This window comes from Salipiger sp. ABN3_019, from assembly GCF_056158605.1.
The window spans coordinates 1,259,765-1,284,996 of record NZ_JBSWTP010000010.1 but is presented as its reverse complement, the minus strand read 5'-3'; the positions used below and the strand labels follow the sequence as shown (position 1 = coordinate 1,284,996).

Below are 25,232 nucleotides of genomic sequence, written 5' to 3'. Positions count from 1 at the left end.
TCATGGCGGTGCGTTTCGATCCCTCGATGCCGGAGGCGGGCGCAGGCCCGGACCGGCAGCCTTCGGACATGCTCGAAGAGGTGATCGACGCGCTGTCCGAGGGGCTCGCGATCTTCGACGAAAACGCCGTGCTCCTGCGCTTCAACTCGGGCTTTCACGAGATGAACCCGGCGCTCTCGGGGCTGCTGGAGCCGGGGCTGGACTGGGCGCTTTTGCTGCGCGAATGGGCGGCGCGCGGCGGGCTCACTGCCGAGGACGCCGAGCGGCTCAGCTTCATGGAGGCGCGGCTTGCGGGCGGCGACTGGATGGTCACGCCGCTGGAAATCGAAAGCGGCGACCGGGTGTTCGAACTGCTGCTGCGCAGCACCGCTGCGGGCGGCTTCGTTCTGGTGCAGACGGATGTCACCGAGCATCACGCCTTCGAAGAGGCCGAGCGCGCCGCCGATCAACTGGTGCGCAAGGTGCTCGAGAACTGCCCGGCCAATATCATCATGTCGCGCGTCGGCGACGGCGAGGTGATCTATCGCTCGCCCGCCGCGACCGAGCTTCTGGGCAACGCCCCGCACACCCATGCGCATTTCGCCTCGCGCGCCGAACGGGCCGATTTCATCACCGCCGTGCTGCCCGATGGGCGGGTGGACGACATGCCGGTGACCGGCGTCCGCGCCAGCGGCACGCGCTTTCCCAGCCTCGTCTCCGCACGGCTGATCCAATACCGCGGCGAGGATGTGCTGGTGTCCTCCACCGTCGATGTCTCAAAGGAGGTGGATCTGCGCCGCCGCCTTGCCGAGCAGCGTGAACAGATCTTTCAGGCCGAAAAGATGTCGGCGCTGGGTGAGCTGCTTGCTGGCGTGGCCCATGAGCTGAACAATCCGCTTTCGGTGGTCGTCGGCCACGCGCTGATGCTGCGCGACGAGGATATCTCGGACGACGTGCGGCGCCGGGTCGAGAAGATTTCCGAGGCCGCCGAGCGCTGCGCACGCATCGTGAAATCCTTCCTCGCCATGGCCCGTCAGCAGCCCGCGCGGCTGGTGCCGATGGATATGGCCGAGACGGCGCAGATGGCGGTCGACGCGCTGCGCAACGGTGCCGACGGTCTTGCGACGCGGGTCGAGGTCGAGATCGCGCCGGATCTGCCCAAGGTGCGCGGCGATGCGCATCAGGTCTCGCAACTGGTGATCAACCTCGTGACCAACGCCGATCAGGCGATTGAGGAAAGCGGGATCGGCGATCTGATCCGCGTGACGCTGAGCCATGATCCGGGGGCGCAGATGGTCGAACTGCGCGTGGCCGACAATGGGCCGGGCATCCCCAAGGACATCCGCAGCCGCATCTTTGATCCGCTTTTCACAACCAAGCCGGTGGGGTCAGGCACCGGGATCGGGCTGGCGCTTTGTCACCGGATCGCCACGGCCCACGCCGGGCAGATCAGGCTCGTCGAGGGCGGGCAGGGGGCGACGCTGGTCGTGCGGCTGCCGTCCACCGAGGCCGAGAGCGCCGGAGCGGGCGAGGGCCCGCGCGCCGCGCCCGCCGAGGCGCGCGGCGCGGTGCTTGTGGTCGATGACGAGCCCGACGTCTCTGACCTCATCCGCGAGATATTGCTACGCGATGGTTTCGACGTGGAGGTGGCGGGCACCGCCGAAGCCGCGCTGGAAAAGCTTGAGACGCGCGAGTTCGCGCTGATCCTGAGCGATCTCAATATGCCCGGTCTTGGCGGGCGAGGGTTCTACGAGCGGCTGATGCGCGACCGTCCCGGACAGGCGCGCCGCATGGGCTTTGTCACCGGCGACACGATGAGCCCGCAGGCCCGCGGCTTTCTCGACGGCGCGGGGCGGCCCTTCCTCGAAAAGCCCATCGCTCCTGACGAGTTGCGACGGCTGGCCCGCGCCATGCTTGAAGGGGGCGGAGGATGAGCGATCACATCCTCATATGCGACGACGAACGGGACCTGCGCGAAATGCTTGCCGAGTATCTTGGCAAACATGGGTTTCGCACCACGCTCGCCGGGGGCGCCGACGACCTGCGCACCAGCCTTGCGGGGGCGCGGCCCGATCTCATCCTGCTCGACATCAATATGCCCGGCGAGGACGGGCTTTCCGTGCTGCGCAGCCTGCAGGGGCCCGAAGCGCCGATGGTGATCATGCTGACCGCTGCGGGCGATGTGATTGACCGGGTGGTGGGGCTGGAGATGGGCGCGGACGATTATCTCGCAAAGCCGGTGGATCTGCGCGAGTTGGTCTCGCGCATCCGGGCGGTGCTGCGGCGGCGGCTCAGCGCGCCCGCCGAGGCCCCGCAAGAGCGCAGCCGCTTCCGCTTTGGCAAGGCGTGGCTCGACCTCGAGGCCGCCAAGCTCTTTGACGAAGACGGCGCCGAGATGCCGCTGACGGCGATGGAATTCAACCTGCTGAAGCTTTTCGCGCGCAACCGGGGGCGCGTGCTGAACCGCGACCAGATCCTCGAAGGGGCGCATGACCGGGCATGGGACCCCTTCGACCGCTCGATCGACATCCGCATCTCGCGCATCCGCAAGAAGATCGAGGTGAACCCCGCCAAGCCCGAGGTGATCCGCACCGTACGCGGCATCGGCTATATCTACGATCCGGGCTGAAACCTTTGAAACACGCGCCTGCATGTGGGGACATGGGCGCGAAACGCGGAACGGCGAGACTGGCTGCATCATCCAAACGAAAGGATCGCGCCATGAACCTGACACCGCAGACTATCGCTGACATCCGCCCGCATCCCTCCATCCCACCCGCCGCGCTGAAGGCGCGTGGCGGGCGCAGGCTGCTCGGCACAGTGGCCTTCGCGCTCGCCGGCGGCGTCTTCGTTCATTGCGTTCTTCCGCTTTTCTGACCTCTGCACACACATTCTGAACACAAGGACTTTCCTGATGACCAAGGCATTCCCCTCCATTCTCGAAACCATCGGCAACACTCCGATCGTGCGCATCAACCGCCTCGCGCCCGAGGGCGTCGAGCTTTACGTCAAGCTCGAGGCCTTCAACCCCATGAGTTCGGTCAAGGACCGGCTGGCGCTGGGGATCATCGAAGCGGCCGAGCGCGATGGCTCGCTGAAGCCCGGCCAGACGGTGATCGAGGCGACCTCGGGCAACACCGGCATCGGGCTCGCCATGGTCTGCGCCGCCAAGGGCTATCCGCTGGTGGTGACCATGGCCGAAAGCTTCAGCATCGAGCGCCGCAAACTGATGCGTTTTCTGGGGGCCAAAGTGGTGCTGACCCCTGCGTCCGAGAAAGGCTCGGGAATGATCGCCAAGGCGCGCGAACTGGCCGAGGAGCATGGCTGGTTCCTTGCCCGACAGTTCGAGAATGAGGCGGGCCCCGACATGCATTCGCGCACCACCGCCGAGGAAATCCTCGCCACTTTCGACGATGCGCCGCTCGACTATTGGGTGTCGGGTTTCGGCACCGGCGGCACGATGAAGGGCGTGGCGCGCAAACTCAAAGAGCGCAGCCCGACCACGAAGATCATCGCCTCGGAGCCGGACAATTCCGCGCTGCTGTCTTCGGGGGTGGTGCAGCCCTTTAACGAGGACGGCTCGCCCGCCGCCAGTCATCCCGCCTTTCGTCCGCATCTGATGCAGGGCTGGACGCCGGATTTCATCCCGAAGCTGGCCAATGACGTGCTCGTAGCCGGATGGATCGACGAGATCCGCCCGGTGGCCGGGGCGGATGCGATGAAATGCGCGCAATACTTGGCCCGCTTTGAGGGCATCCTCTGCGGCACCTCCGCCGGGGCCACCTTTGCCGCCGCGCTCGACATTGCCCGCAGCGCGCCGCGCGGGGCGCGTATCCTCGCTATGCTGCCGGACACCGGCGAGCGCTACCTCTCGACCCCGCTTTTCGGGGCCATCGAGGAGGTGATGAACGCCGAGGAGATGGCCATCGCCGCCTCGACCCCACGCTTCCGCTTTGACGCCAGTGCCGCGCCTGCGCCGCAGGCCGCCCCGGCAGAGGCCTCTCCCGAGGCGCGCGCCGAGCTTCAGGCGCTGCTTTCCGATCCCGAGGAGCCGGTGGTCTTTTTCGCGCTGGAATGGTGCGAGTTCTGCTGGTCCGTGCGCAAGCTTTTCGCCGCCGCCGGGATCTCCTACACTTCGGTCGATCTCGACGGCGCGGCCTACCGCGAAGGCGATCGGGGCGGGGCGCTGCGCAAGGCGCTTGCCGAAAAGACCGGCGCGGTGACCATCCCGCAGATCTTTGTCGGCGGGCAGCACCTTGGCGGCGCGACCGAAACCTTTGACGCGTTCAACAGCGGCGCTCTTCAGGAGCTTCTGGCGCAGCATGGCCGCGAGATCGGCACCGAAGGCATCGGCAATGCCTATGATTTCCTGCCCGGCTGGCTGCATCCCCGCAAGCCGTCGGCGGCGTAAGGAGCAGGGGAATGGAACAGGCATCGAAGGCGCCCCAAGCGGCGCCTGACCGCTATCGCTGGGTCATCGTGATCGCCGCCTCCCTGCTGCTGGCGGTGGCGCTGGGACAGCTGGTGAACGGGCTTTCGGCGTTTTTCTCCCCGCTCGAGACGGCCATGGGTTGGAGCCGGGCCGACATCGCGCTGATCAACTCGGCGGGGCTGATCGGCCTCGCGCTTGGCGGGATCGGCATGGGCTGGCTGGCCGACCGGATCGAGACCCGTAAGGTCATTCTCACCGGCGCGCTGGTCACCGGTGCCTGCGTCACCGCGGCAGGCTTCGCGTCGTCGCTCTGGCAGCTCTACGCGCTCTTTTTCGTGGCCGGAGCGCTTGGCGGCGGGGCGCTCTTCGCGCCGCTCTTTGCTCTCGTCGGGCGCTGGTTCAGCACCGGCGCGGGGCTGGCCATCGGCATCGTCTCGGCGGGGCAGGCCATGGGGCAGGGCGGCATCCCACTTGCCAATGCGCTGCTGATCGAGAGCTTCGGCTGGCGCGGCGCCTTCATCGCCATCGGCCTCTTCACCCTCGTGCTGCTGGTGCCGCTGGCCCTGCTGACCCGCGCCCCGGATGCGCAGGCGGCGGGCGCGGCGGCTCCGGCGCAGCGGGTGCCCAATGTGCCGACCCCGGCGGTGGTTCTGCTGATGAGCCTCGGCGTGATCTTCTGCTGTGGGCTGATGTCGGTGCCGCTGATGCACCTCGGACCGCTCGTAGAGCTTTGCGGTGCCAGCGGTTCGGAGGCGGGCAGCGTGGTGCTGGTGATGATGATCGCTGCCATCGCCGGGCGCGTGGCCTTCGGCAAGCTGGCCGATATGATCGGCGCGCTGCCGGCCTATATGGCGGCGAGCGCATGGCAGACCGCCTTCGTCTATCTCTTCACCCAGATCGACGACATCTCGCTCTTCTACCTCTTCGCGCCGGTCTACGGCTTTGGCTATGCCGGGGTGATGACCGGGGTGCTGACCACCATCCGCGCACTGATCCCCGCAGACCGCCGCGCCGGGGCGGGCGGGATCATCATCGCCTTCGCATGGGGCGGGCATGGGCTCGGCGGCTGGCTCGGCGGTCTCTTCTTCGACATGACCGGCGGCTACGGGCTTACCTTCGGCGTCGCGGCGCTGGCCGGGGGTCTCAACCTCGCGCTGCTCACCGTGCTGGGCTGGCTGGTCGTCCGCAGCCCTGCGGATGACCCTGCAAAGGCGGCATGGGACGGGGCGGGCGAGATTGCCCGCTGAGCCTGCGCGCCAGTTGCCCTGGGTGGCCCAGGTTGGCAGGCCGGGGCGCAGATGCGCCTCGCCTCACTCCACCGGAGCGCCGAAGACCGCGATCACCAGTCCCAGCAGCGCCAGCGCCTCGAAGGCCAGCGCTGTGCCGCGCCGCGCCTCGGCCCGCGCCGCCAGCGCGGCGATACCGCTTTGCAGCGCGTAATAAAGCGCAAAAGCGCGGCTGGCGAAGGCGATGATCTCAAAGACATCCAGCGTCCAGGTCAGCACGAGCCCAAGCGCCACCAGCAGCGCATAGGCGCTGCGCACCCGGATGCGGCGCCGGGTCAGCTCCTCGACCAGCCCGCCCGCGCCGCCGGTGTCGGCCACGGCGGCGCTGAACTGTGCCGCCAGCGCCGCTGCGGTCAGCATCAGCGGCAGGATCGGCGCCACCAGCCCCATCAGCCCGATGATCGCCGTCTCGCTCTGATCGCCGGTGCCGGGCGGGAAGACATAGGCGATAAGCCCGATGTAGGCCATGTAGATCGTCGCCGAGAGCGCCTGCGCCAGCTTCATCGCGCGGATGCGGGTGGGGGCGGTGTATTCCGCTCCCAGATAGCGCGTGGTCTCAAAGCCCTGCACCGTGACGATGAGGCCGAAGCCAAGGCTCAGCGCGGCCCAGCCCGAGACGCCCGGCGGATTGGACAGCAGCGCGCCCTCCTCGAATTTGCCCGCGAAGTAAAGAACCAGCCCGGCCAGAAGCCCGGCGATGATCGCCAGCTTCAGCCCCACGGCGATCTGCTCCATCCGCTCCAGCGCGCCGAAGCCCCGGGTCCAGCCCACCGCCAGCACGATCAGCAGCATCGCGCTGGTCAACAGCTTGGCGTGCAGCGGGTCGTTCCAGGGTGTCAGCCGGGTGCCGAACGCGCCGAAGAGGTTGAGGTAATAGGCCACCGAGATCACATAGGCGAAGGCCAGCGCCCAGGAGGCGAGGGTTTCCAGACGCTCCTCGGCGGCGCTGCGCGGTCCCTTTGCGCGGCGCGCGATATTGGTCCGGACGGCGGCACCAAAAAGCCACGCGCCAAGGCAGAGCGCCGCCATCACCGCCGGGGCCCAGATGCCATAGGCGCTCTCGAGGATCGGGCCCAGCACCAGAAATCCGCTGCCGATGATCGAGGCCAAAGGGGTGATCGTGGCGCGCCAGAGCGGCGCGCGCGAAAGCCGTGGCCAGAGCAGCAGAAGCGCCGTGCAGAGCGCCGCGCCGAGAATTGCGATCGTCATCATGCCGTGCACGCTAATCCCATGCGGCGGCAAAGGAAATGCGACACGGCTTGCGGCGATGTCGCAGCCGCACTAGGGTCGCGCCGCAAGCTGTAGGAGTGGCGCATGGCCCATGAATTTCCGGTGCGTGTCTACTATGAAGACACCGACATGGCGGGGATCGTCTACCACGCCAACTACCTCAAATACATCGAACGCGCCCGCTCGGATTGGGTGCGTGCGCGCGGCATCGACCAGAACGCGCTGCGCGAGGCCGAGGGCATCGTCTTCGTGGTGCGCCGGCTCGAGGCCGATTATCTCTCTCCGGCGCATTTCGATGAAGATCTCATCGTGCGCACCGAGGTGAAATCGGTCTCCGGCGTGCGGCTGGGACTGTTGCAAGAGGTGCAGCGCGCAGGCAAGCCGCTGTTCCGCGCCGAGGTGACGCTGGTGGCGATCACCGCCGAAGGCCAGCCCGCACGCCTGCCCGCCGCGATCCGCCAGCAGGTGCATTGAGCGCGCCGCCGGTCCTTCTTCTCTTTAAAAATACGCCGGGGGTGAATTGGCCGCAGGCCAAGCGGGGGCAGCGCCCCCGAAACGCCCTGCATGCCGCTACGGAAATCGGCGATTTCCTGCGGGATATACGCTGCCCTGACACCAAAATGACGCCATTGTGTTGGTGTCGGCGCTGCAAATCGGCTATGTAGACCGGTAATCAGAGCCTCGGCACAGAGGCCATTTCATAGCCCATGAGGAAGAGCAGGCTTATGGACGCAAATACCCTCGCGCTCGCGCAGGAGATCGATTTCTCCATGTGGGGGCTCTTTGCCCGCGCCACACTGACCGTCAAGCTGGTGATGCTGATGCTGATCCTCGCTTCGGTCTGGGCTTGGGCGATCATCTTCGAGAAACTCGTCGCCTATCGCCGCGCCCGCCGCGAAGCCGCCGTCTTCGACCGCGCCTTCTGGTCCGGCGAGCCGCTGGACGAGCTGTTTGACCAGATCGGCCCCGAGCCGCGCGGCCGCGCGCAGCGGGTCTTTGCCGCGGGCATGACCGAATGGCGCCGTTCGCATCGCGGCGACGGCGGCATGATCGCCAACGCCAGCGCGCGCATCGACCGCTCGATGGATGTGGCGATCCAGAAAGAGGCCGAGGCGCTGCAACGCGGTCTGCCGGTGCTGGCCACGGTCGCCTCGGCGGCGCCCTTCGTCGGTCTTTTCGGCACGGTCTGGGGCATCATGCATGCCTTCATCGAGATCGCCGCGCAGCAGGACACCTCGCTGGTGGTCGTGGCTCCGGGGATCGCCGAGGCGCTCTTTGCCACGGCGCTCGGCCTCGTCGCGGCCATCCCGGCGGTGATCTTCTACAACAAGCTCTCGGCAAACTCGGACCGCGTGATCGCGGGCTATGAGGCGTTTGCCGACGAGTTCTCCACCATCCTGTCGCGCCAGCTGGACGCCTGAGCCATGGCCGGAGGCGTGATGAAAAAGGGAGGCGGCGGCGGTCGCCGCAGACGGCGCCGCTCTGGTGGCGGCGGCCAGCCCATGGCCGAGATCAACGTCACGCCGATGGTGGACGTGATGCTGGTGCTGCTGATCATCTTCATGGTCGCGGCCCCGCTGCTCACCGTGGGCGTGCCCGTGGAACTGCCGAAAACCGCCGCGACCGCGCTGCCGAACGAGGCCGAGGAGCCGCTCACCGTCACCATCGCCGCCGATGGCATGGTGATGATCCAGACCACCGAGGTGGCGATGGACGAGCTGACCCCGCGCCTGCGGGCCATCGCCGAGGAACGCAGTGACGACCGCATCTTCCTGCGCGCCGATGGCTCGGTGCCCTATGACACCGTGGCCAAGGTGATGGGCGCGCTGAACCGTGGCGGGTTCTCGTCGATCGGTCTGGTCACCGACACCGGCGGCCCGGCGCTCGATGGCGCGGCCGGACTGTCTGGCAACTGAGGGAGCGCCCTTGCGCAAGAGCCTCTATATTTCGGGCGGTCTGCACCTCGCCGTGATCCTCTGGGCGATCTTCGGCAATGTGTTCCGCCCCGATCCGCCGCAGGTCGAGACCTCGGCGGTGACGGTGATCTCGGAAGCCGAGTTCGCCGCGATGACCCGTGCCGCGCAATCGCCGGAGACCGCGCAGGAGGTCGATGCCCCGCCCGCGCCGGCTCCGGAACCCGAGCCCGAGCCGGCCCCCGCGCCCGCCGAGCCGGAACCCGCGCCAAGCCCCGAGCCGCCGCAACCTGCGCCCGAACCGGCACCGGAAACCACCCCCGAGCCGATGGCACCGCCTGCGCAGGTGACCCCGCCCGATCCTGCCGAGCCGATCTCGCCGCCGACGCCCGAGGCCGTGGCGCCGCCGCCGGTGCTTGCGCCCGAGGTGGCCGACCGTCCGGTGCCGCGTCCGGCGCCGCGCGTGGCGCCCGAACCCGTCGCCCCGCCCGAGCCCGACACGCAGGTGGCCGAAGAGGTACAGCAGGCCGCCGAGCCCGATGCCGAGGCACCGCAGATGGCCGAGGAAGAGCAGGAGGCGACCGCGCCCGAGGAAACCGCGACCGAGATCGTCACCGAGGCCGAGGAGCCCGCCGCGGCGGCAGAGCCGGTGCCCGATGCGCCGGTGCTCGCGCCCGACGCCTCGCGCCGCCCGCTGACCCGTCCGACCAATCTCGCGCAGCGCCCCGAGCCGCAGCCAGAACCGGAGCCCGCACCCAAACCGGAGACACCGGCAGAGCAGCCGCGCACCGAAACCGCCGAGCGCAAGCCCGAGCCGCCGAAGGAAACGCCGCCCGCGCAGGACAGCGCGGAGGATGCCGTGGCCGATGCCATCGCGCAGGCGCTTGCCGGCGGCGGTGGCGGCGCGGCGCAGCAGAGTGGTCCTTCGGGGCCGCCGCTGACGCAGGGCGAGCGCGACTCGCTGCGTGTGGCGGTACAGAAATGCTGGGTCGTGGATGTCGGCAGTCAGGCGGCGAATGTGACCGTGACCGTCGGTATGGATATGGACGCCTCGGGCCGCGTGGTCTCGTCGAGCCTGAAGATGCTGGGCTCGTCGGGCGGCGATGCCTCTGCGGCAGAGACCGCGTTCCAGAATGCACGGCGCGCCATTCTGCGCTGTCAGGGGGACGGCTATTCGCTGCCTGCCGACAAATACGACCAGTGGAAGACCATCGAAATGACCTTCAATCCCGAGCAGATGAGGCAGCGGTGATGGGGCATTTCGGCAAGCGCCTGCATGCAGGTCAGCATACGGGCCGACTTGGGCCGCATGACACGGCTCTTTGTCCGGGGCGGCGTCCCGCGCTATGTTCGCCCCGAGGACGACCAAAAGCAGGCAAACTGGCAGGCAATCCGCGGCGCGGCACGGCGACCGGGAAGGAGACTACGAGCATGACAAGAATTCTGGCCCTGATCCTTGCCCTCGGCACCGCCGGGACGGCGGTGGGCGTGGCGGCACCGGCGCTGGCGCAGGATGGCCCTTTGCGCATCGAGATCACCGAGGGCGTGATCGAACCGCTGCCCTATGCGGTGCCCGACTTCGTCGCCGAGGGCGGCAACGCGGCGGAGTATGCGCAGCAGATCAGCCGGGTGATCGCCGAAGACCTCAGCGGCACCGGCCTCTTCCGCGAAATTCCGCGCGATGCACATATCAGCCGCGTGTCGAATTTCTCCAGCCCGGTGCAATTTTCGGACTGGAAGGCGATCAACGCGCAGGCGCTGATCACCGGCGCCGTCAGCTCTGACGGGGCAGGCCGGCTCACCGTGAAGTTCCGCGCTTGGGATGTCTTTGCGGGCACCGAACTTGGCGACGGCATGCAGTTCTCGGCCACCACCGATGGCTGGCGGCGGCTGGCGCATAAGGTCGCCGATCAGGTCTATTCGCGCATCACCGGCGAGAGCGGCTATTTCGACAGTCGCGTGGTCTATGTCTCGGAGAGCGGGCCGAAGGATGAGCGCGCCAAGCGCCTTGCGGTGATGGATTACGACGGCGCCAACGTGCAGTATCTGACCGACAGCCGCTCGATCGTCATCGCGCCGCGGTTCTCGCCGAATGGCGACCGGGTGCTCTACACCAGCTATGAGACCGGCGAGCCGCGCATCCATGTGCTCGACGTGGGCTCTGTGCAAAGCCGCATCCTGCCGACCTCGGACGGGGTGATGAGCTTTGCGCCGCGCTTCTCGCCCGATGGCTCGCAGCTGCTCTATTCGATGACCCGCGGCTCCAACACCGACATCTACGCGATGGACATCAATTCCGGCCAGACCCGGCAGCTGACCACCGCGCCCTCGATCGAGACCGGCGCCAGCTTCTCGCCCGATGGCAGCAAGATCGTCTTCGAAAGCGACCGCTCGGGCAGCCAGCAGCTCTATGTCATGCCGGTGAGCGGCGGCGAGCCGACCCGCATCAGCTTTGGTCAGGGCCGCTATGGCACGCCGGTCTGGTCGCCGCGTGGTGACCTTATCGCGTTCACCAAGCAGAACGCCGGGCGCTTCCACATCGGGGTGATGCGCACGGACGGCTCGGAAGAGCGGCTGCTCACGGCCTCCTTCCTCGACGAGGGCCCAACTTGGGCGCCGAATGGCCGCGTGCTGATGTTCGCCCGCGAGACGCAGGGCGCGCAGGGCGCAAGCTCGCTCTACACCGTCGACATCTCGGGGCGGAACCTCAAGCGGGTGCGCACGCCCGACGGGGCTTCGGACCCGAGCTGGGGGCCGCTGCAGTAACGGCAGGACAAATGGGTGCGCTCCGCCGGAGCGCGCCCTTCGCTTTGCGTCCCGATGCGCCGGAAACAATTCTCTCAAAAGGGTTATCCGCGCCCAGAGACGCCACGTTCCCAAGGCTTTCGCGCTGTGATAGCCTTGCGGCAAACACACGAGCAGGACAGTGATCCAATGACATATCTTCCGAAGGTTCTGATGCTGGTGGCCGGTCTCGGCCTTGCTGCCTGCACCAACCCCGACCGTTTCAACGAAGGCGCCTATGGCGCCGGTGCCGGCGCGGGTTATGGCGCGGGCGCCAATGGCGGCATGGTGCCGGGCTCGGCGAACGACCCGACCTCCTCGGCCTACTTCAATCAGGCGATCGGCGACCGCGTGCTCTTCGCCGTCGACCAGTCGACGCTTTCGGCACAGGCGCAGGCCACGCTCGACGCGCAGGCGCAGTGGCTGATGACCAACTCCGATTACCTCGCGGTGATCGAAGGCCACGCAGACGAGCAGGGCACCCGCGAGTATAACATCGCGCTTGGTGCGCGCCGGGCCAACGCGGTGATGGAATATCTGATCTCCAAGGGTGTGGCTCCGACCCGCCTGCGCCAGATTTCCTACGGCAAGGAGCGTCCGGTCGAGATTTGTTCGGAAGAAGCCTGCTACGCCAAGAACCGCCGCGCGGTGACGGTGATCTCCATGGGCATGACGAGCTGAAGGAGGGCCTGATGCGTCTGACCGGCATTGCCCTATGTCTGGGCCTGATCGCGAGCGGCGCGCAGGCCCAGCAGAGTGAGACCCTGGCGGACCTCCGCCAGGAGCTTGTCATGCTCGACAGTCAGCTCAAGAAGCTGAAGCAAGAGCTCAACACCACCGGCATTGGCACGGCCAATGTCGGCGGCAGCACGCTTGATCGGGTCAACGCGATCGAGGCCGAACTGACCCGGCTGACCGCGCGCACCGAAGAGCTGAGCCACCGGATCGACAGCGTCGTCAGCGACGGCACCAACCGGATCGGCGATCTGGAGTTCCGCATCTGCGAGATCGAGCCGGGCTGCGACATCGGCAACATCGGCCAGACGCGCCCGCTTGGCGGCGATCAGCCGGCGACCTCGGGCACGCCTGCGCCCGCGCCGTCGCAGAGCGGCTCCTCTGGCGGGGACGCGCTGCCGTCGGACGGGGCTGAGCTTGCAGTTGGCGAAGAAACCGATTTCCGGCGAGCCCAGGAGGCGCTCGCCAACGGTGACTTTCAATCCGCCGCGAGTGAGTTTGCGTCCTTCCGCCAGACCTACCCGGGTTCTCCGCTAGAGGCGGCGAGCTATCTCGGCGAAGGCCGGGCCCTGAGCGAGGCAGGTGACACGCGCGAGGCCGCGCGGCGCTTCCTTGGCGCCTACGCCAACTACCCCGAGAGCGAGGTGGCCCCCGACGCGCTGTGGCGGCTTGGCGCGGCGCTTGGGCAGCTTGGCAGCACCAATGAGGCCTGCGTGACGCTGGGCGAGGTGGCCACCCGCTATCCGGGCAATGCGGCCGTCGCCAAGGCGCAGACCGAAATGGACCGTCTCGGCTGCCAGTGAGGCAGCCAGTGAGCCGGGCAGTGAGGCAGCCGGGAATGACCGCGGTGACGCCAACCCTGGACCAGCGCTTTGCCGATGCCATGGGCGCGGCGCTGGGGCCTGACTTCCCTTCCGATATCGCGCTGGCCGTCTCTGGTGGCGGCGACAGCATGGCGATGCTCACGCTGGCGCACAATTGGACCCATGTCTGGGGCGTGCGCCTGCATGTGGTCACCGTCGATCACGGGTTGCGGCCCGAGGCGGCGGAGGAGGCACGCATGGTCGCGCAGACCTGCGCCGAGCTGGGCTGGTCGCACAGCACCCTTCGCTGGAACTGGGACGGGCAGGGCAACCTGATGGATGCGGCGCGGCGCGCGCGCCTGTCGCTGATCAGTCGCTGGCGCGGCGATATCCGCGACGTGCTCATGGCGCATACCGCGGACGACATGGCCGAGACCTTTCTGATGCGCCTTGCCCGCGGTGCCGGGGTCGAGGGGCTGTCGGCGATGCAGCCGGTGCGCGAGGTCTTTGAACCGGGCGAGACCCGGCCCATGCGCATCATTCGGCCCTGCCTCGACATGCGCCGCGAGGAGTTGCGCCACTACCTGCGCGTGCTCAAGGGCACATGGGCAGACGATCCTTCGAACGAAGATGACAGCTACGAGCGGGTGCGCGCCCGCAAGCTGATCGCCCGGCTCGAGGCGGAAGGTGCGCTCTCCGGCCCCGACCTGACAGCCGCCGCGAAGCGTATGGCGCGGGCCGGCGAGGCGCTGCGGGCGCGCGCGTTGCAGGTCTGGAAAGACATCGCCGTCGACACCCCGCCCGAGCGCGCGGGCGACCTGCTGTTTGACCAATCCGCCTTCCAGACCATTGAGCGTGACACCCAGTTGCGGTTGCTCTCCGCGGCGCTGCAGTTCGTCTCTGGCGCGGAGTACCGCCCGCGTGAGGCACCGCTTGAGGCTTTGCTCGACCGGCTGCTTGGCGGGGCCGGCGGCACGCTGCATGGCTGCGAGCTGCGCATCGAGCGCGGGCGGGTCGCGATCTTTCGCGAGTATGAGGCGGTGCGTGAGACCGTCTGCCCCGCCCGCCACGGCGCGCGCTGGGATGGCCGCTGGCTGCTCTGCCTCGACGCAGATCAGTATGCGGGGAAGGGGCGAGTATTGCGCGCGCTTGGCGACGACGGCTGGGCACAGCGTGACCGCACCGCGCCGCCGCCGGTGCCCTATCACGCCGCCCGCTCGGCGCCCGCGCTTTATGACGGCGCACGGCTGGTGGCCTGCGATGCGGTGGCGCTTTCGGGGGGTGCCGCGCCCGTCTTTGAGCTCTGCCGCTCCGGTCGCGAGGGCCTGAGCTTCGCGGCATTCCTGCAATCCGGCCCGCAAACCGGGTGAAATCGCATTGAACCGGCTGGCTCAGCCCTTATGTTAGGCACACATCGCGTCTTCGCGAGAAGCGCGAGATACGTCATTTTAGGAGGCCGTCCTTGGGCAACGCACGAAATATCGCCTTCTGGGTCGTTCTTTTCCTGTTGATTCTGGCGCTCTTCAACCTCTTCTCCGGAGGCGGGAGCACGCTGCAGAGCCGGGAAATCAGCTACTCGGATTTCATGGAGGCGGTCGATTCTCAATCCGTCAGCACCGTCACCATCGACGGCGAGCAGATCCGCTATCGCGGCAACGACGGACAGGATTACGTCACCGTCAAGCCCGAGGATGCCCGGGTCACCGATACGCTGATCGACAAGGGCGTCACCGTGCGCGCAGAGCCGCAGGAGCAATCGGGCTTCCAAGCGTTCCTGCTCAGCCTTCTGCCCTTCCTGCTGCTGATCGGCGTGTGGATCTATTTCATGAACCGCATGCAGGGCGGTGGCAAAGGCGGCGCCATGGGCTTTGGCAAATCCAAGGCCAAGCTGCTGACCGAAAAGCATGGCCGCGTCACCTTTGACGACGTGGCGGGCATCGACGAGGCCAAGGAAGAACTCGAAGAGATCGTGGAATTCCTGCGCAACCCGCAGAAATTCTCGCGCCTCGGCGGCAAGATCCCCAAGGGCGCTCTGCTGGTGGGCCCTCCGGGCACCGGTAAAACGCTGCTGGCGCGCGCCATCGCGGGCGAGGCGGGCGTGCCCTTCTTCACCATCTCGGGCTCGGACTTCGTGGAAATGTTCGTCGGTGTCGGCGCGTCCCGCGTGCGCGACATGTTCGAACAGGCCAAGAAGAACGCCCCCTGTATCGTCTTCATCGACGAGATCGACGCCGTGGGCCGCAACCGTGGCTCGGGCTACGGCGGTGGCAACGACGAGCGCGAACAGACCCTCAACCAGCTGCTGGTCGAGATGGACGGTTTCGAGGCCAACGAAGGCGTGATCATCATCGCCGCAACCAACCGCCGCGACGTTCTCGACCCCGCGCTGCTGCGTCCGGGCCGCTTCGACCGTCAGGTCATGGTGGGCAACCCCGACATCAAGGGCCGCGAGAAGATCCTCGGCGTGCACGCCCGCAAGACCCCGCTCGGCCCGGATGTCGACCTGCGCATCATCGCGCGCGGCACCCCCGGTTTCTCGGGCGCGGATCTCGCGAACCTCGTGAACGAGGCGGCGCTGATGGCCGCTCGCGTTGGCCGCCGGTTCGTGACGATGGAAGACTTCGAGAACGCCAAGGACAAGGTCATGATGGGCGCCGAGCGCCGGTCGATGGTCCTGACCGCCGACCAGAAGGAAAAGACCGCCTACCACGAGGCCGGTCACGCCGTCGTCGGCCTGTCGCTGCCGCAGTGCGATCCCGTCTACAAGGCGACGATCATCCCGCGCGGCGGCGCACTCGGCATGGTGGTCTCGCTGCCCGAGATCGACCGTCTGAACTGGCACAAGTCGGAATGCGAGGAAAAGCTCGCAATGACCATGGCCGGCAAGGCTGCCGAGATCATCAAATACGGCGAGCCCAACGTCTCGAACGGCCCGGCGGGCGACATCCAGCAGGCGTCGGCGCTGGCGCGTGCCATGGTGCTGCGCTGGGGCATGTCGGACAAGATCGGCAACATCGATTACTCCGAGGCGCATGAGGGCTATCAGGGCAACACCGCTGGCCTGTCGGTCTCGGCGCACACCAAAGAGCTGATCGAGGAAGAGGTCCGCAACTTCATTCAGGTCGCCTATGAGCGCGCCTACCAGATCCTCACCGAAAAGAACGAGGAATGGGAGCGTCTGGCGCAGGGCCTGCTTGAGTATGAGACGCTCACCGGCGACGAGATCAAGCGCGTGATGAAGGGCGAGCCGCCGAATGCTTCGGGCGGCGAGGACAGCGGCTCGGACGACACCCCGAGCGTCACCGCCATCCCCAAGACCAAGCCGAAGGCCAAGCCGACGGACGAGGGTGGGATGGAGCCCGAACCCTCTGCATGAGCCAAGACGGTCATAAAGACTGGGACCCCGGGACCTATCACAGGTTCCGGGGTCATCGTTTGCGCCCCGCGCTTGATCTGCTGCGCGCACTGCCGGCGCTGCCCGAGGGGCCGGTGGTGGATCTCGGCTGCGGTGCGGGGGATGTCGGTCCCGCGCTGGCGCAACTGGGCCGGCGGCTCGAAGGGGTCGATCTCAGCCCCGCGATGCTGGATAAGGCGCGCGCCACCGGCTGCTACGACGCGCTGCATCAGGCCGACATCTCGGCATGGCAGGCCGAGAGCCCGCCCGCGCTGATCTTTTCCAACGCGGCGCTGCATTGGACTCATGGCCACGATATCCTGCTGCCGCGCCTGCTGGCCATGCTGGCCCCCGGCGGCACGCTGGCGGTGCAGGTCCCGGCGCAGAACAATGCGCCCTCGCACCGCATGTGGCTGGCTCTGGTAGAGGAACGCTATCCGGGCCGTGTCGATCCCGCCACGATCCCGGGCATCCTGCGCCCGGCAGAGTATCACGCGCTGCTGGCACCGCAGGGCGAGACCGCGCTTTGGGAGACCGAGTACTATCAGTATCTCGCCCCGCAAGAGAGCGGCCATCCGGTGCGCCATTTCACCCAAGCCACGTTCGCGCGCCCGGTGCTGGAGCCGCTGACCGAGGCCGAGCGGACCGAGTTGGTCGCGGCCTATGAGGCGGTGATCCGTACGGTGTATCCGATGGACGAGAGTGGCGGGGCGCTGTTCCCGTTCCGGCGGCTGTTCTTCACCGTCACGGTCTGACAGCGGCCCGGGTCCGGCGGCGAATGCGCAGGAACCGGGTCCGATACCCCCTCGACCTTGCCGCGTATCTGTGGCCCAACTTGGCGCCGTAACGTAAGCTGTCCAAGGACCCCTCCCATGCCCGCGCTCAAGCTCACCCAGTTCTCTGCCCGCATCACTTGGCTTGGCCGTGTGCCGGTCGAAGGCGACAGCATCCGTTCCGTCCCCGTCGAGTTGATCGAACTGGATTGGGCCGGTCCGCAAGACGAGCGCCATGCCGGTCTGACGCGCCCGTCCTGCTCGCGGGTGACGTCGCAGCACAAGCGCGGCACCGAGATCGCCAACGCCCGGCAACTCAGCATCGTCGCCGCCGAAGACCTCGCCGAGATCGCCGCGACGCTGGACCTCGAGGCCATCGACCCGGTGCTCGCCGGGGCGACGCTGATCCTCGAAGGTATCCCCGACTTCAGCCACATCCCGCCGTCCTCGCGTCTGCAGGGGCCGGATGGGGCGACGCTGGTGATCGACATGGAAAACCGCCCCTGCAATCTGCCCGCGCGCGAGATCGAGGCCGAGCACAAGGGCCACGGCAAGGCGTTCAAATCCGCCGCCAAGGGCAAGCGCGGGGTGACCGCCTGGGTCGAGCGTCCGGGCACGCTCTCGATCGGGGATACGCTGACGCTGCATATCCCCGACCAGCCGGTCTGGGCGCATCTCGACGCGGCGCGTAAGGGCTGAGCGCTTCGCGCAAGGGCTGAGCGCTTCGAGCGTGACCACGCGCGCCAGAGCGGCTATGGACGGGGCACGAGACCACTCCTCAGGAAGGCCCCGCCATGACCACCGATATCGAAATCGCCCGCGCCGCGCAGAAACGCCCGATCCAAGAGATCGGCGAAAAGCTCGGCATCACCGGGGCCGACCTCATCCCCTATGGCCATGACAAGGCGAAGGTCTCGGCCAGCTTCATCGAGGGGTTGGGCGAGCGCAAGCGCGGGCGGCTGATCCTCGTCACGGCGATCAACCCGACCCCGGCGGGCGAGGGCAAGACCACCACCACCGTCGGCCTTGGCGACGGGCTGCAGGCGATTGGCAAGAAGGCGGCGATCTGCATCCGCGAAGCCTCGCTCGGGCCGAACTTCGGGATGAAGGGCGGGGCGGCTGGTGGCGGTCACGCGCAGGTGGTGCCGATGGAGGAGATGAACCTTCATTTCACCGGCGACTTCCACGCCATTACGGCGGCGCACAACCTGCTCTCGGCGATGATCGACAACCATGTGCACTGGGGCAACGCGCTCGAGATCGACCTGCGCCGCGTGGTCTGGCGCCGGGTGCTCGACGTCAACGACCGGGCGCTGCGCGACGTGGTGACCGGCCTTGGCGGCGCGCCCAACGGCTTCCCGCGTCAGGGCGGCTTTGACATCACCGTGGCCTCCGAGATCATGGCCTGCCTGTGCCTTGCCGACAATCTTGCCGACCTGCAGGACCGCCTTGGCCGGATGATCGTCGCCTATCGCCGCGACAAGACCCCGGTGCTGGCGCGCGATCTCAAGGCCGATGGCGCAATGACCGTGCTGCTGAAAGACGCGATGCAGCCCAACCTCGTGCAGACGCTGGAACATACGCCTGCCTTTGTGCATGGCGGGCCCTTCGCCAATATCGCCCATGGCTGCAACTCGGTGATCGCCACCAAGACCGCGCTGCGGCTGGCCGACTACGTGGTGACAGAGGCGGGCTTTGGCGCTGATCTGGGAGCCGAGAAGTTCTTTGACATCAAGTGCCGCAAGGCCGGGCTGCACCCCGATTGCGTGGTGCTGGTGGCCACGGTGCGGGCGCTGAAGATGAACGGCGGCGTGGCGCGCGCCGACCTTGGCAGCGAAGATGTGGCCGCAGTGAAGAAGGGCTGCGCCAACCTAGGCCGACATATCGAGAACCTGCGCCAGTTCGGTGTGCCGGTGGTCGTGGCGATCAACCATTTCGCGGGCGACAGCGAGGGTGAAGTGGCGGCGGTGAAATCCTACGCCGAGGCGCGCGGCGCCGAAGCGCATCTGTGCCGCCATTGGGCCGAGGGCTCGGCAGGCATCACCGCGCTGGCAGAGCGCGTGGCGCATATCGCCGATGGCGACGCGGCGCAGTTCGCCCCGCTCTATGAAGATGAGCTGCCGCTGTGGGAGAAGATCGAGACCGTCGCCAAGCGCATCTACCATGCCGGCGAGGTCACGGCGGACGCACGGGTTCTGGCGCAGCTGAAGGATTGGGAAGAGCAGGGCTTTGGCGAGCTGCCGGTCTGCATGGCCAAGACGCAATATTCCTTCTCGACCGATCCGACCCTGCGCGGCGCGCCCGAGGGGCATACGGTGCCGGTCCGCGAAGTGCGGCTCTCGGCCGGGGCGGGCTTTGTCGTGGCGATCTGCGGTGACATCATGACCATGCCCGGCCTGCCGCGCGTGCCCGCCGCCGAGAGCATCGGCCTCAATGCCGAGGGTGAGGTCGAGGGTCTCTTCTGAGCCACTGCCCCTGCCGCGCGGCACCGAAAAAGCGCCGCGCGTTTCCGATTGGCGCATGCTTTGTCGCGATTGGCGCAATATCCGCCGCACTGGTGCGTTGATCCTTGCGCCGCATCGCGGCATAGGGGGCGCAACGGCCACGGAAAAACTTGCAAGGAGACGCCCATGCGCGATCCCGCAACCTTGGGTGACATGACGGCGCTGCGCGCCGAGATCGACGAGACCGACAAGGCGCTCACCGCGCTCTTGGCGCATCGTCAGAGCCTCATCGACCGTGCTGCCGAGATCAAGACCGGCGCGGGACTGCCCGCCCGGATCAAGGCCCGCGTCGACGAGGTCGTCGCCAACGCCCGGCGAAATGCCGAGGCCGAGGGGATCGATCCGGATCTGAGCGAGATGCTCTGGCGCGAGCTGGTGGAATGGTCGATCCGCCGCGAGGAAGCGGTGCTGGGACAGGAGTGAGCCACATGAGTGCAACCATCATCGACGGCAAGGCCTTTGCCGCAACGGTCCGCGAGAAGGTCGCGGGCCATGTCGCCCGGCTGAAGGACGCGCATGGCATCACCCCCGGCCTCGCCGTGGTGCTGGTGGGCGAAGACCCCGCCAGTCAGGTCTATGTGCGCAACAAGGGCAAGCAGACCCTTGAGGTCGGCATGCAAAGCTTTGAGCACAAGCTGCCCGAGGACACGTCGGAAGCCGAGCTGCTGGCGCTGGTCGAAAAGCTCAACGCCGATCCGGCGGTGCATGGCATCCTCGTGCAGCTGCCGCTGCCGCCGCACATGAACTCCGATCTGGTGATCAACGCCATCGACCCGGCCAAGGATGTGGACGGCTTCCACATCTCCAACGTCGGTCTTCTGGGCACCGGACAAAAGAGCATGGTGCCCTGTACGCCGCTCGGCTGTCTGATGATGCTGCGCGATCAGCTGGGCTCGCTGTCGGGGCTGAATGCCGTGGTCGTGGGCCGCTCGAACATCGTCGGCAAGCCGATGGCGCAGCTGCTGCTGGGCGACAGCTGCACGGTGACCATCGCGCATTCGCGCACCAAGGATCTGCCCGAGGTCTGCCGCCGCGCCGACATTCTGGTCGCCGCAGTGGGCCGCCCCGAGATGATTCCCGGCGACTGGGTGAAGCCCGGCGCGACGGTGATCGACGTGGGCATCAACCGCATCGACGCGCCCGAGAAGGGCGAGGGCAAGACCCGTCTGGTGGGCGACGTCGCGTTCGCCTCGGCGGCAGAGATCGCGGGTGCGATCACCCCGGTGCCCGGCGGCGTCGGCCCGATGACCATTGCCTGCCTGCTCGCCAACACCGTGACCGCCTGCTGCCGCGCCAATGGCCTGCCCGAGCCCGAGGGGCTGACGGCTTAACCGAAAGTTGAGCCGGGGGAGCGCCTGCCCGTGGGGTGGCGCTCTGCCCCGCGAGGTCTTCGCTTTATGCCTGCCATGATCGGACGACCCCTGAGCGTCGTACACCGCGGACATAGCGCCAGCCCGCCGGGACGGGCAGGCGCTTCCCCGGCGGCCTCCGGCCTTGATTCCGGGGTGAAGTCTGCCGCTACCTCGGCATCGGCAGCCGAACCGGCTTCGGTCCGGTCAGGATCGCCTGCGCGCCGTCGCCCATCATCCCCGACAGCACCGCGCTGTCGGTGCGCAGCCCGCCGGTATAGGCCCCATAGGCGGGCAGGATCAGCCGGGCATCGTCGAGCAGGAAACAGGGCCGCGAGATCACCCGCCCGCGCAGCGCAATGCGCGCTTTGGGGTGGTAATGCCCCGAGACCTCTCCACACGCGCCATCTTCGGCCATGTGCCGCAGCACCAGCCCGTTCAGTCGCAGTTCCGCCAGATGCGTGCCGCCCAGCGACACCGGGCCGGGATCGTGGTTGCCCTCGACCCAGAGCCACTCGCGCCCTGCTTGCAGCCGGGCGATCCACAGTTGCTCTTCCTCCGGCAGCACCAAATCGAGCCCCGCCGCGTCGAAACTGTCGCCAAGGCAGACCACACGCCGCGCGCCGGTGGCGTCGAGGTCGCGCTCCAGCCGCAGCAGCGTCTCGCGCCCCTCGTAGGGCGGCATCAGCGCGCCGCCCTGCGCTGCCAGCCGCGCCGATTTGCCGAAGTGCAGGTCCGAGACCACAAGCAGCCCTTCGGCGGGCCAATAAAGCGCCCCCGATCCAAGCGCCTCCAGTGCCGCGCCATGAAAGTGAAAGCCGAGCCGTGTCATGCGCGCTGCCATGCCAGAGCGCCGCGCGCCCCGCAAGACGCTTGCCCCTGAACCATCGCCGCCCTAGCTGGCGTGCAGGACACAAGAAGGAGAGAGCCATGCGCCGCGCCATCGTCACCGGAGGATCGGGCCTCATCGGCAGGGGCATCTGCGACGCGCTGATCGCGGCAGGTTGGGAGGTCGCCAGCTTCGACCTCGCCGAGACGGGCCCCGCGCGCCACATCCGCTGCGATGTCTCGGACGAGGCTTCGGTGCAGGCTGCCTTCGAGACCCTCGGCTGGGATCGCCTCGACCTGCTCGTCAGCAACGCCGGGCGCACCGGCGGTATCGACATGGATCTGAGCGCCACCTCGCTGGAGGAATGGAACGGCATGCTCGGCAGCCATCTCACCGGTGCCTTCCTGATGAGCCGCGCGGCGCTGCCGCTTATGGCGGAGGGCGGGGCGATCGTGATCATGGCCTCGACCCGCGCGCTAATGTCGGAAGGCGGCGATTTCGCCTATGCTGCCGCCAAGGGCGGGCTGATCGGGCTGACGCAGGCGCTGGCAGTGCAACTGGGGCCGAAGGTGCGGGTCAATGCCATCGCGCCGGGCTGGATCAGCGGCGAGACAGAGCTGTCACAGGAAGACCACGCACAGCATCCCGTGGGGCGCGTTGGCCGCACCGGCGACATTGCGGGCGCGGTGCTCTATCTGGCGGAGGCTGGCTTTGTCACCGGCCAGACGCTCACCGTCGACGGCGGCATGACCAAAAAGATGATCTACGCCGAATAGACCTCAGATCTCGGCCAGCCCGCTCTCGCGCAGCAGCGCGCCCACCTCTTCTTCGAGCAGCCGCTCGTCGGCGCTGCCGCGGATCGGCACGCGCCCCGGCTCCAGAAACAGCGGCGCCGAGAGCGGCGAGAGCCGCCCCAGCCGCACAAGGTCGATCCGGCCTTCGACACGGGTGCACATCTCGCGGATGCGCGAGAAATCCACCAGCCCGCGCATCGCTTCTTCGCGGGTGATCTGCAGCAGCAGGTGCTCGGGGTCGTATTTCACCAGCGTGTCGTAAAGGATGTCCGACGACATGGTCGCCTGCTTGCCGGTTTTGCGCTGCCCGCCGATGTTGCGCTCGATCAGCCCGGCGATGGTGGCCGAGGCGCGGAAGGTCCGCTTCATCACGGCATTGCCGGCCAGCCAGCCCTCGAGCCCCGCCTCCAGCGCCTGCAGATCAAACAGCGGCGCCGGGTCGATGACCTCGTCGAGCCCCCAGATCAGCGTCGCGTAATCGGTGGCGACAAAGCCCATGGGCGCCAGCCCTTCCTCCTCCATCCGCTTGGTGAGCAGCAGCCCCAGCGTCTGCATCGCGTTGCGCCCGGCAAAGCCGTAGACCACCAGTTGCTCGCGTCCGTCATGCGGAAAGCTCTCGATCAGCAGTCGCCCGGGCTGCGGCAGGCGCGAGACATCGCGTTGTAGCCGCAGCCAATCGGCGGTGTGCGGAGGCAGGGCGGGCCAGTCCTCTTGCTGGAACATCCGCAGGATTCGCTCCGAAAGCTGGGTCGAGGTGGCGAATTTGGTGCCCATGAAGGTGGCGATCTTGGGCTTGCGATGCGCGTCGCGGCTGACCTGTACGACCATCTCGCGCAGCCCCTCATAGCGCACGATCTGCCCGCCGATGAGGAAGGTGTCGCCGCGGGTGAGCTGCGCGGCAAAGCCCTCCTCGATCTCGCCCAGCGGCGCGCCGCCGCGCCCGCGGTAGCGCACCTTCAACGTGTCGGTGTCCTGTATGGTGCCGATGTTCTGCCGGATGCGCACCGCCGAGCGCGGATCGCGCAGCTGCCACAGCCCGTCCTCGCGCTGCTTGAGGCGCTGCCACTGGTCATAGGCGCGCAAAGCGTAGCCGCCGGTGGCGCAGAACTGCAGGCAATCGTCGAACTCCGCGCGGCTCAGCCCGGCATAGGCGCCCGCCGTGGTCATCTCGGCATAGAGCGCATCCGCCTCGAAGGGCGCGGCGCAGGCGGCAATGAGGATGTGCTGGCACAGCACGTCGCGCGGGCCCGGACCGCGGCTCTCACCGTCGAGATCGCGCGCCCGCACCGCCTCGAGCGCCCCCACGCATTCCACCACCTCGAAACGATTGGCGGGCACCAGCAGCGCCTTGGAGGGGGCATTGTAGCGGTGGTTGGCGCGTCCGATGCGCTGCACCAGCCGCTTGACGTTCTTCGGCGCGCCGACCTGGATCACCAGATCGACGTCGCCCCAGTCGATGCCCAGATCCAGCGAGCCGGTGCAGACGATGGCGCGCAGATCGCCGCGCACCATGGCGGCCTCGACCTTCTCGCGCTGGCCGCGGTCGAGCGAGCCGTGGTGGATGCCGATGGGCAGCGCCTCCTCATTGGCCAGCCAGAGCTTGTGGAAGAAGATCTCGGCCTGCGCGCGGGTGTTGTGGAAGATGAGCGTGGTGCGGTGCCGTTTCACCTGCTCCAGCACCGCCGGGATGGCATAAGCCGCGCCGCCGCCCGACCAGGGCGGGGCCGCCTCGGTCTGCAGCATCGAAATGTCGGGCTCGGGGCCGGGGTCGGCCTCGACGATCTCGCAGGGGTCCGGGTGCCGCGCCAGCAGCCGGGCAATGGCGGCGGGGTCCTCGACCGTGGCCGACAGCCCCACCCGCCGCAGGTCCGGGCACATGCGTTGCAGCCGCGCCAGTGCCAGCATCAGCTGGTCGCCGCGCTTGCTCTCGGCCAGCGCGTGGATCTCATCGACCACCACCCGGCTCAGCCCCTGAAACATCCGCGGCGCATCCTCATAGGAGGTGAGCAGCGCGAGGCTCTCGGGCGTGGTCAGCAGGATATGCGGCGGATCGGCGCGCTGGCGACGCTTGCGCGACGAAGGCGTGTCGCCGGTGCGGTCCTCGACCCGGATCGGCAGCCCGGCCTCTTCGATGGGGATCAGCAGGTTGCGCCGAATGTCCGCCGCCAAAGCTTTCAGCGGCGAGACATAGAGCGTGTGCAGCCCGGCGCGCGGCGCTTCGGTCAGCTCGGCCAGCGTCGGCAGGAAGCCCGCCAGCGTCTTGCCGCCGCCGGTTGGCGCAATAAGCAGCAGCGCAGGTGCGCCGGCGCGCTCCAGCATGGCGCGCTGATGCGGGTGCATCTGCCAGTCGCGGCGGTCGAACCAATTGGACAGGGAGGCGGGAAGCGAGGTCATGCCCCCAAGATAGTGCGCCGGGAACACAGGAAA

At 67.8% G+C, this 25,232-nt stretch carries 23 protein-coding genes and 1 pseudogene; 21 read left to right on the top strand and 3 right to left on the bottom strand.

Annotation, left to right across the window (positions count from 1 at the left end; translation table 11 throughout):
* The first annotated feature begins 2 nt into the window (after nt 1-2).
* The 6 genes and pseudogenes from ACXAD2_RS28065 (at nt 3) to ACXAD2_RS28040 (ending at nt 5,658) form a co-directional block, all read left to right on the top strand.
* Nucleotides 3-1,913, top strand: coding sequence for a hybrid sensor histidine kinase/response regulator (locus ACXAD2_RS28065; RefSeq protein WP_475178192.1), 1,911 nt, complete (start codon nt 3-5; stop codon nt 1,911-1,913).
* Nucleotides 1,910-2,608, top strand: a complete 699-nt coding sequence (locus tag ACXAD2_RS28060) for a response regulator (RefSeq protein WP_066105029.1) — start codon at nt 1,910-1,912, stop codon at nt 2,606-2,608. The genes ACXAD2_RS28065 and ACXAD2_RS28060 overlap by 4 nt, the downstream gene beginning before the upstream one ends.
* Before the next feature lie 92 nt (nt 2,609-2,700).
* On the top strand, nt 2,701-2,856 hold the full coding sequence (locus ACXAD2_RS28055; RefSeq protein WP_475178187.1) for a hypothetical protein: 156 nt from the start codon (nt 2,701-2,703) through the stop codon (nt 2,854-2,856).
* Nucleotides 2,857-2,893: 37 nt separating this feature from the next.
* A pseudogene (gene cysK / locus ACXAD2_RS28050) lies at nt 2,894-3,931 on the top strand (cysteine synthase A); the annotation flags it as partial.
* Between the two features lie 102 nt (nt 3,932-4,033).
* Nucleotides 4,034-4,390 (top strand): glutaredoxin domain-containing protein, encoded by a 357-nt coding sequence (locus ACXAD2_RS28045; RefSeq protein WP_368667723.1) that lies wholly within the window; start codon nt 4,034-4,036, stop codon nt 4,388-4,390.
* Between the two features lie 11 nt (nt 4,391-4,401).
* The gene (locus tag ACXAD2_RS28040) at nt 4,402-5,658 is read left to right on the top strand and encodes an MFS transporter (protein WP_475178184.1); all 1,257 of its coding nucleotides are present in this window, start codon (nt 4,402-4,404) and stop codon (nt 5,656-5,658) included.
* A 63-nt stretch (nt 5,659-5,721) separates the two neighbouring features.
* Here the strand turns inward: ACXAD2_RS28040 and ACXAD2_RS28035 are convergent, their stop codons facing one another.
* The gene (locus ACXAD2_RS28035) at nt 5,722-6,909 is read right to left on the bottom strand and encodes an APC family permease (protein WP_475178181.1); all 1,188 of its coding nucleotides are present in this window, start codon (nt 6,907-6,909) and stop codon (nt 5,722-5,724) included.
* Nucleotides 6,910-7,011: 102 nt separating this feature from the next.
* Here ACXAD2_RS28035 and ybgC point away from each other — a divergent pair, with 102 nt between their 5' ends.
* The 14 genes from ybgC to folD all read left to right on the top strand — a co-directional run bounded on the left by ybgC (nt 7,012) and on the right by folD (nt 21,164).
* Nucleotides 7,012-7,401, top strand: coding sequence for a tol-pal system-associated acyl-CoA thioesterase (ybgC, locus tag ACXAD2_RS28030; RefSeq protein WP_475178177.1), 390 nt, complete (start codon nt 7,012-7,014; stop codon nt 7,399-7,401).
* Between the two features lie 251 nt (nt 7,402-7,652).
* On the top strand, nt 7,653-8,348 hold the full coding sequence (gene tolQ, locus ACXAD2_RS28025; RefSeq protein WP_475178175.1) for a protein TolQ: 696 nt from the start codon (nt 7,653-7,655) through the stop codon (nt 8,346-8,348).
* Nucleotides 8,349-8,351: 3 nt separating this feature from the next.
* Nucleotides 8,352-8,843, top strand: a complete 492-nt coding sequence (gene tolR / locus ACXAD2_RS28020) for a protein TolR (RefSeq protein ID WP_066107648.1) — start codon at nt 8,352-8,354, stop codon at nt 8,841-8,843.
* A 10-nt stretch (nt 8,844-8,853) separates the two neighbouring features.
* Entirely contained in the window at nt 8,854-10,092 is a 1,239-nt protein-coding gene (locus ACXAD2_RS28015) for a cell envelope biogenesis protein TolA (RefSeq protein ID WP_475178172.1), read from the top strand.
* Nucleotides 10,093-10,271: 179 nt separating this feature from the next.
* On the top strand, nt 10,272-11,606 hold the full coding sequence (gene tolB / locus ACXAD2_RS28010; protein WP_475178167.1) for a Tol-Pal system beta propeller repeat protein TolB: 1,335 nt from the start codon (nt 10,272-10,274) through the stop codon (nt 11,604-11,606).
* 168 nt (nt 11,607-11,774) lie between these two features.
* Nucleotides 11,775-12,305 carry a peptidoglycan-associated lipoprotein Pal gene (pal, locus tag ACXAD2_RS28005; RefSeq protein WP_066107637.1) on the top strand — a complete coding sequence of 177 codons (531 nt, stop codon included), beginning with the start codon at nt 11,775-11,777 and terminating at the stop codon, nt 12,303-12,305.
* Nucleotides 12,306-12,316: 11 nt separating this feature from the next.
* Nucleotides 12,317-13,162, top strand: a complete 846-nt coding sequence (gene ybgF / locus ACXAD2_RS28000; protein ID WP_475178159.1) for a tol-pal system protein YbgF — start codon at nt 12,317-12,319, stop codon at nt 13,160-13,162.
* 35 nt (nt 13,163-13,197) lie between these two features.
* Entirely contained in the window at nt 13,198-14,532 is a 1,335-nt protein-coding gene (tilS, locus tag ACXAD2_RS27995; protein WP_475178156.1) for a tRNA lysidine(34) synthetase TilS, read from the top strand.
* Between the two features lie 92 nt (nt 14,533-14,624).
* Nucleotides 14,625-16,538, top strand: a complete 1,914-nt coding sequence (gene ftsH / locus ACXAD2_RS27990; RefSeq protein WP_164185104.1) for an ATP-dependent zinc metalloprotease FtsH — start codon at nt 14,625-14,627, stop codon at nt 16,536-16,538.
* Entirely contained in the window at nt 16,535-17,311 is a 777-nt protein-coding gene (locus ACXAD2_RS27985) for a methyltransferase domain-containing protein (RefSeq protein ID WP_475178152.1), read from the top strand. Before ftsH ends, ACXAD2_RS27985 begins: the two co-directional genes overlap by 4 nt.
* A gap of 117 nt (nt 17,312-17,428) precedes the next feature.
* Nucleotides 17,429-18,028: an MOSC domain-containing protein gene (locus ACXAD2_RS27980; protein ID WP_475178146.1), complete on the top strand. Its 600-nt coding sequence runs from the start codon at nt 17,429-17,431 to the stop codon at nt 18,026-18,028.
* Nucleotides 18,029-18,123: 95 nt separating this feature from the next.
* The gene (locus tag ACXAD2_RS27975; RefSeq protein ID WP_475178142.1) at nt 18,124-19,794 is read left to right on the top strand and encodes a formate--tetrahydrofolate ligase; all 1,671 of its coding nucleotides are present in this window, start codon (nt 18,124-18,126) and stop codon (nt 19,792-19,794) included.
* Nucleotides 19,795-19,959: 165 nt separating this feature from the next.
* A complete protein-coding gene (locus ACXAD2_RS27970) occupies nt 19,960-20,256 on the top strand; it encodes a chorismate mutase (RefSeq protein WP_224906802.1) in 297 nt (98 codons plus the stop codon).
* 5 nt (nt 20,257-20,261) lie between these two features.
* Complete coding sequence (gene folD, locus ACXAD2_RS27965; RefSeq protein ID WP_475178136.1) at nt 20,262-21,164, top strand: bifunctional methylenetetrahydrofolate dehydrogenase/methenyltetrahydrofolate cyclohydrolase FolD; 903 nt, start codon at nt 20,262-20,264, stop codon at nt 21,162-21,164.
* 187 nt (nt 21,165-21,351) lie between these two features.
* Here folD and pdeM read toward each other — a convergent pair whose 3' ends face one another.
* Nucleotides 21,352-22,014: a ligase-associated DNA damage response endonuclease PdeM gene (pdeM, locus tag ACXAD2_RS27960; RefSeq protein ID WP_475178434.1), complete on the bottom strand. Its 663-nt coding sequence runs from the start codon at nt 22,012-22,014 to the stop codon at nt 21,352-21,354.
* Between the two features lie 98 nt (nt 22,015-22,112).
* Here pdeM and ACXAD2_RS27955 point away from each other — a divergent pair, with 98 nt between their 5' ends.
* Entirely contained in the window at nt 22,113-22,787 is a 675-nt protein-coding gene (locus tag ACXAD2_RS27955) for an SDR family oxidoreductase (protein ID WP_475178133.1), read from the top strand.
* Nucleotides 22,788-22,790: 3 nt separating this feature from the next.
* On the opposite strand, the gene ACXAD2_RS27950 is transcribed toward ACXAD2_RS27955, so the two are convergent.
* On the bottom strand, nt 22,791-25,199 hold the full coding sequence (locus tag ACXAD2_RS27950; RefSeq protein WP_475178127.1) for a ligase-associated DNA damage response DEXH box helicase: 2,409 nt from the start codon (nt 25,197-25,199) through the stop codon (nt 22,791-22,793).
* Nucleotides 25,200-25,232: the final 33 nt, after the last annotated feature.

Coding starts and splice junctions, on each gene's coding strand:
- folD (WP_475178136.1), top strand. CDS start 20,262: ATGAGTGCAACCATCATCGACGGCAAGGCCTTTGCCGCAACGGTCCGC.
- tolB (WP_475178167.1), top strand. CDS start 10,272: ATGACAAGAATTCTGGCCCTGATCCTTGCCCTCGGCACCGCCGGGACG.
- pal (WP_066107637.1), top strand. CDS start 11,775: ATGACATATCTTCCGAAGGTTCTGATGCTGGTGGCCGGTCTCGGCCTT.
- ACXAD2_RS27955 (WP_475178133.1), top strand. CDS start 22,113: ATGCGCCGCGCCATCGTCACCGGAGGATCGGGCCTCATCGGCAGGGGC.
- ACXAD2_RS27950 (WP_475178127.1), bottom strand. CDS start 25,199: ATGACCTCGCTTCCCGCCTCCCTGTCCAATTGGTTCGACCGCCGCGAC.
- pdeM (WP_475178434.1), bottom strand. CDS start 22,014: ATGACACGGCTCGGCTTTCACTTTCATGGCGCGGCACTGGAGGCGCTT.
- tolQ (WP_475178175.1), top strand. CDS start 7,653: ATGGACGCAAATACCCTCGCGCTCGCGCAGGAGATCGATTTCTCCATG.
- ACXAD2_RS27975 (WP_475178142.1), top strand. CDS start 18,124: ATGACCACCGATATCGAAATCGCCCGCGCCGCGCAGAAACGCCCGATC.
- ACXAD2_RS28055 (WP_475178187.1), top strand. CDS start 2,701: ATGAACCTGACACCGCAGACTATCGCTGACATCCGCCCGCATCCCTCC.
- ybgF (WP_475178159.1), top strand. CDS start 12,317: ATGCGTCTGACCGGCATTGCCCTATGTCTGGGCCTGATCGCGAGCGGC.
- ACXAD2_RS27985 (WP_475178152.1), top strand. CDS start 16,535: ATGAGCCAAGACGGTCATAAAGACTGGGACCCCGGGACCTATCACAGG.
- tolR (WP_066107648.1), top strand. CDS start 8,352: ATGGCCGGAGGCGTGATGAAAAAGGGAGGCGGCGGCGGTCGCCGCAGA.
- ybgC (WP_475178177.1), top strand. CDS start 7,012: ATGGCCCATGAATTTCCGGTGCGTGTCTACTATGAAGACACCGACATG.
- ACXAD2_RS28035 (WP_475178181.1), bottom strand. CDS start 6,909: ATGATGACGATCGCAATTCTCGGCGCGGCGCTCTGCACGGCGCTTCTG.
- ACXAD2_RS28065 (WP_475178192.1), top strand. CDS start 3: ATGGCGGTGCGTTTCGATCCCTCGATGCCGGAGGCGGGCGCAGGCCCG.
- tilS (WP_475178156.1), top strand. CDS start 13,198: ATGACCGCGGTGACGCCAACCCTGGACCAGCGCTTTGCCGATGCCATG.
- ACXAD2_RS28060 (WP_066105029.1), top strand. CDS start 1,910: ATGAGCGATCACATCCTCATATGCGACGACGAACGGGACCTGCGCGAA.
- ACXAD2_RS28040 (WP_475178184.1), top strand. CDS start 4,402: ATGGAACAGGCATCGAAGGCGCCCCAAGCGGCGCCTGACCGCTATCGC.
- ACXAD2_RS27970 (WP_224906802.1), top strand. CDS start 19,960: ATGCGCGATCCCGCAACCTTGGGTGACATGACGGCGCTGCGCGCCGAG.
- ACXAD2_RS27980 (WP_475178146.1), top strand. CDS start 17,429: ATGCCCGCGCTCAAGCTCACCCAGTTCTCTGCCCGCATCACTTGGCTT.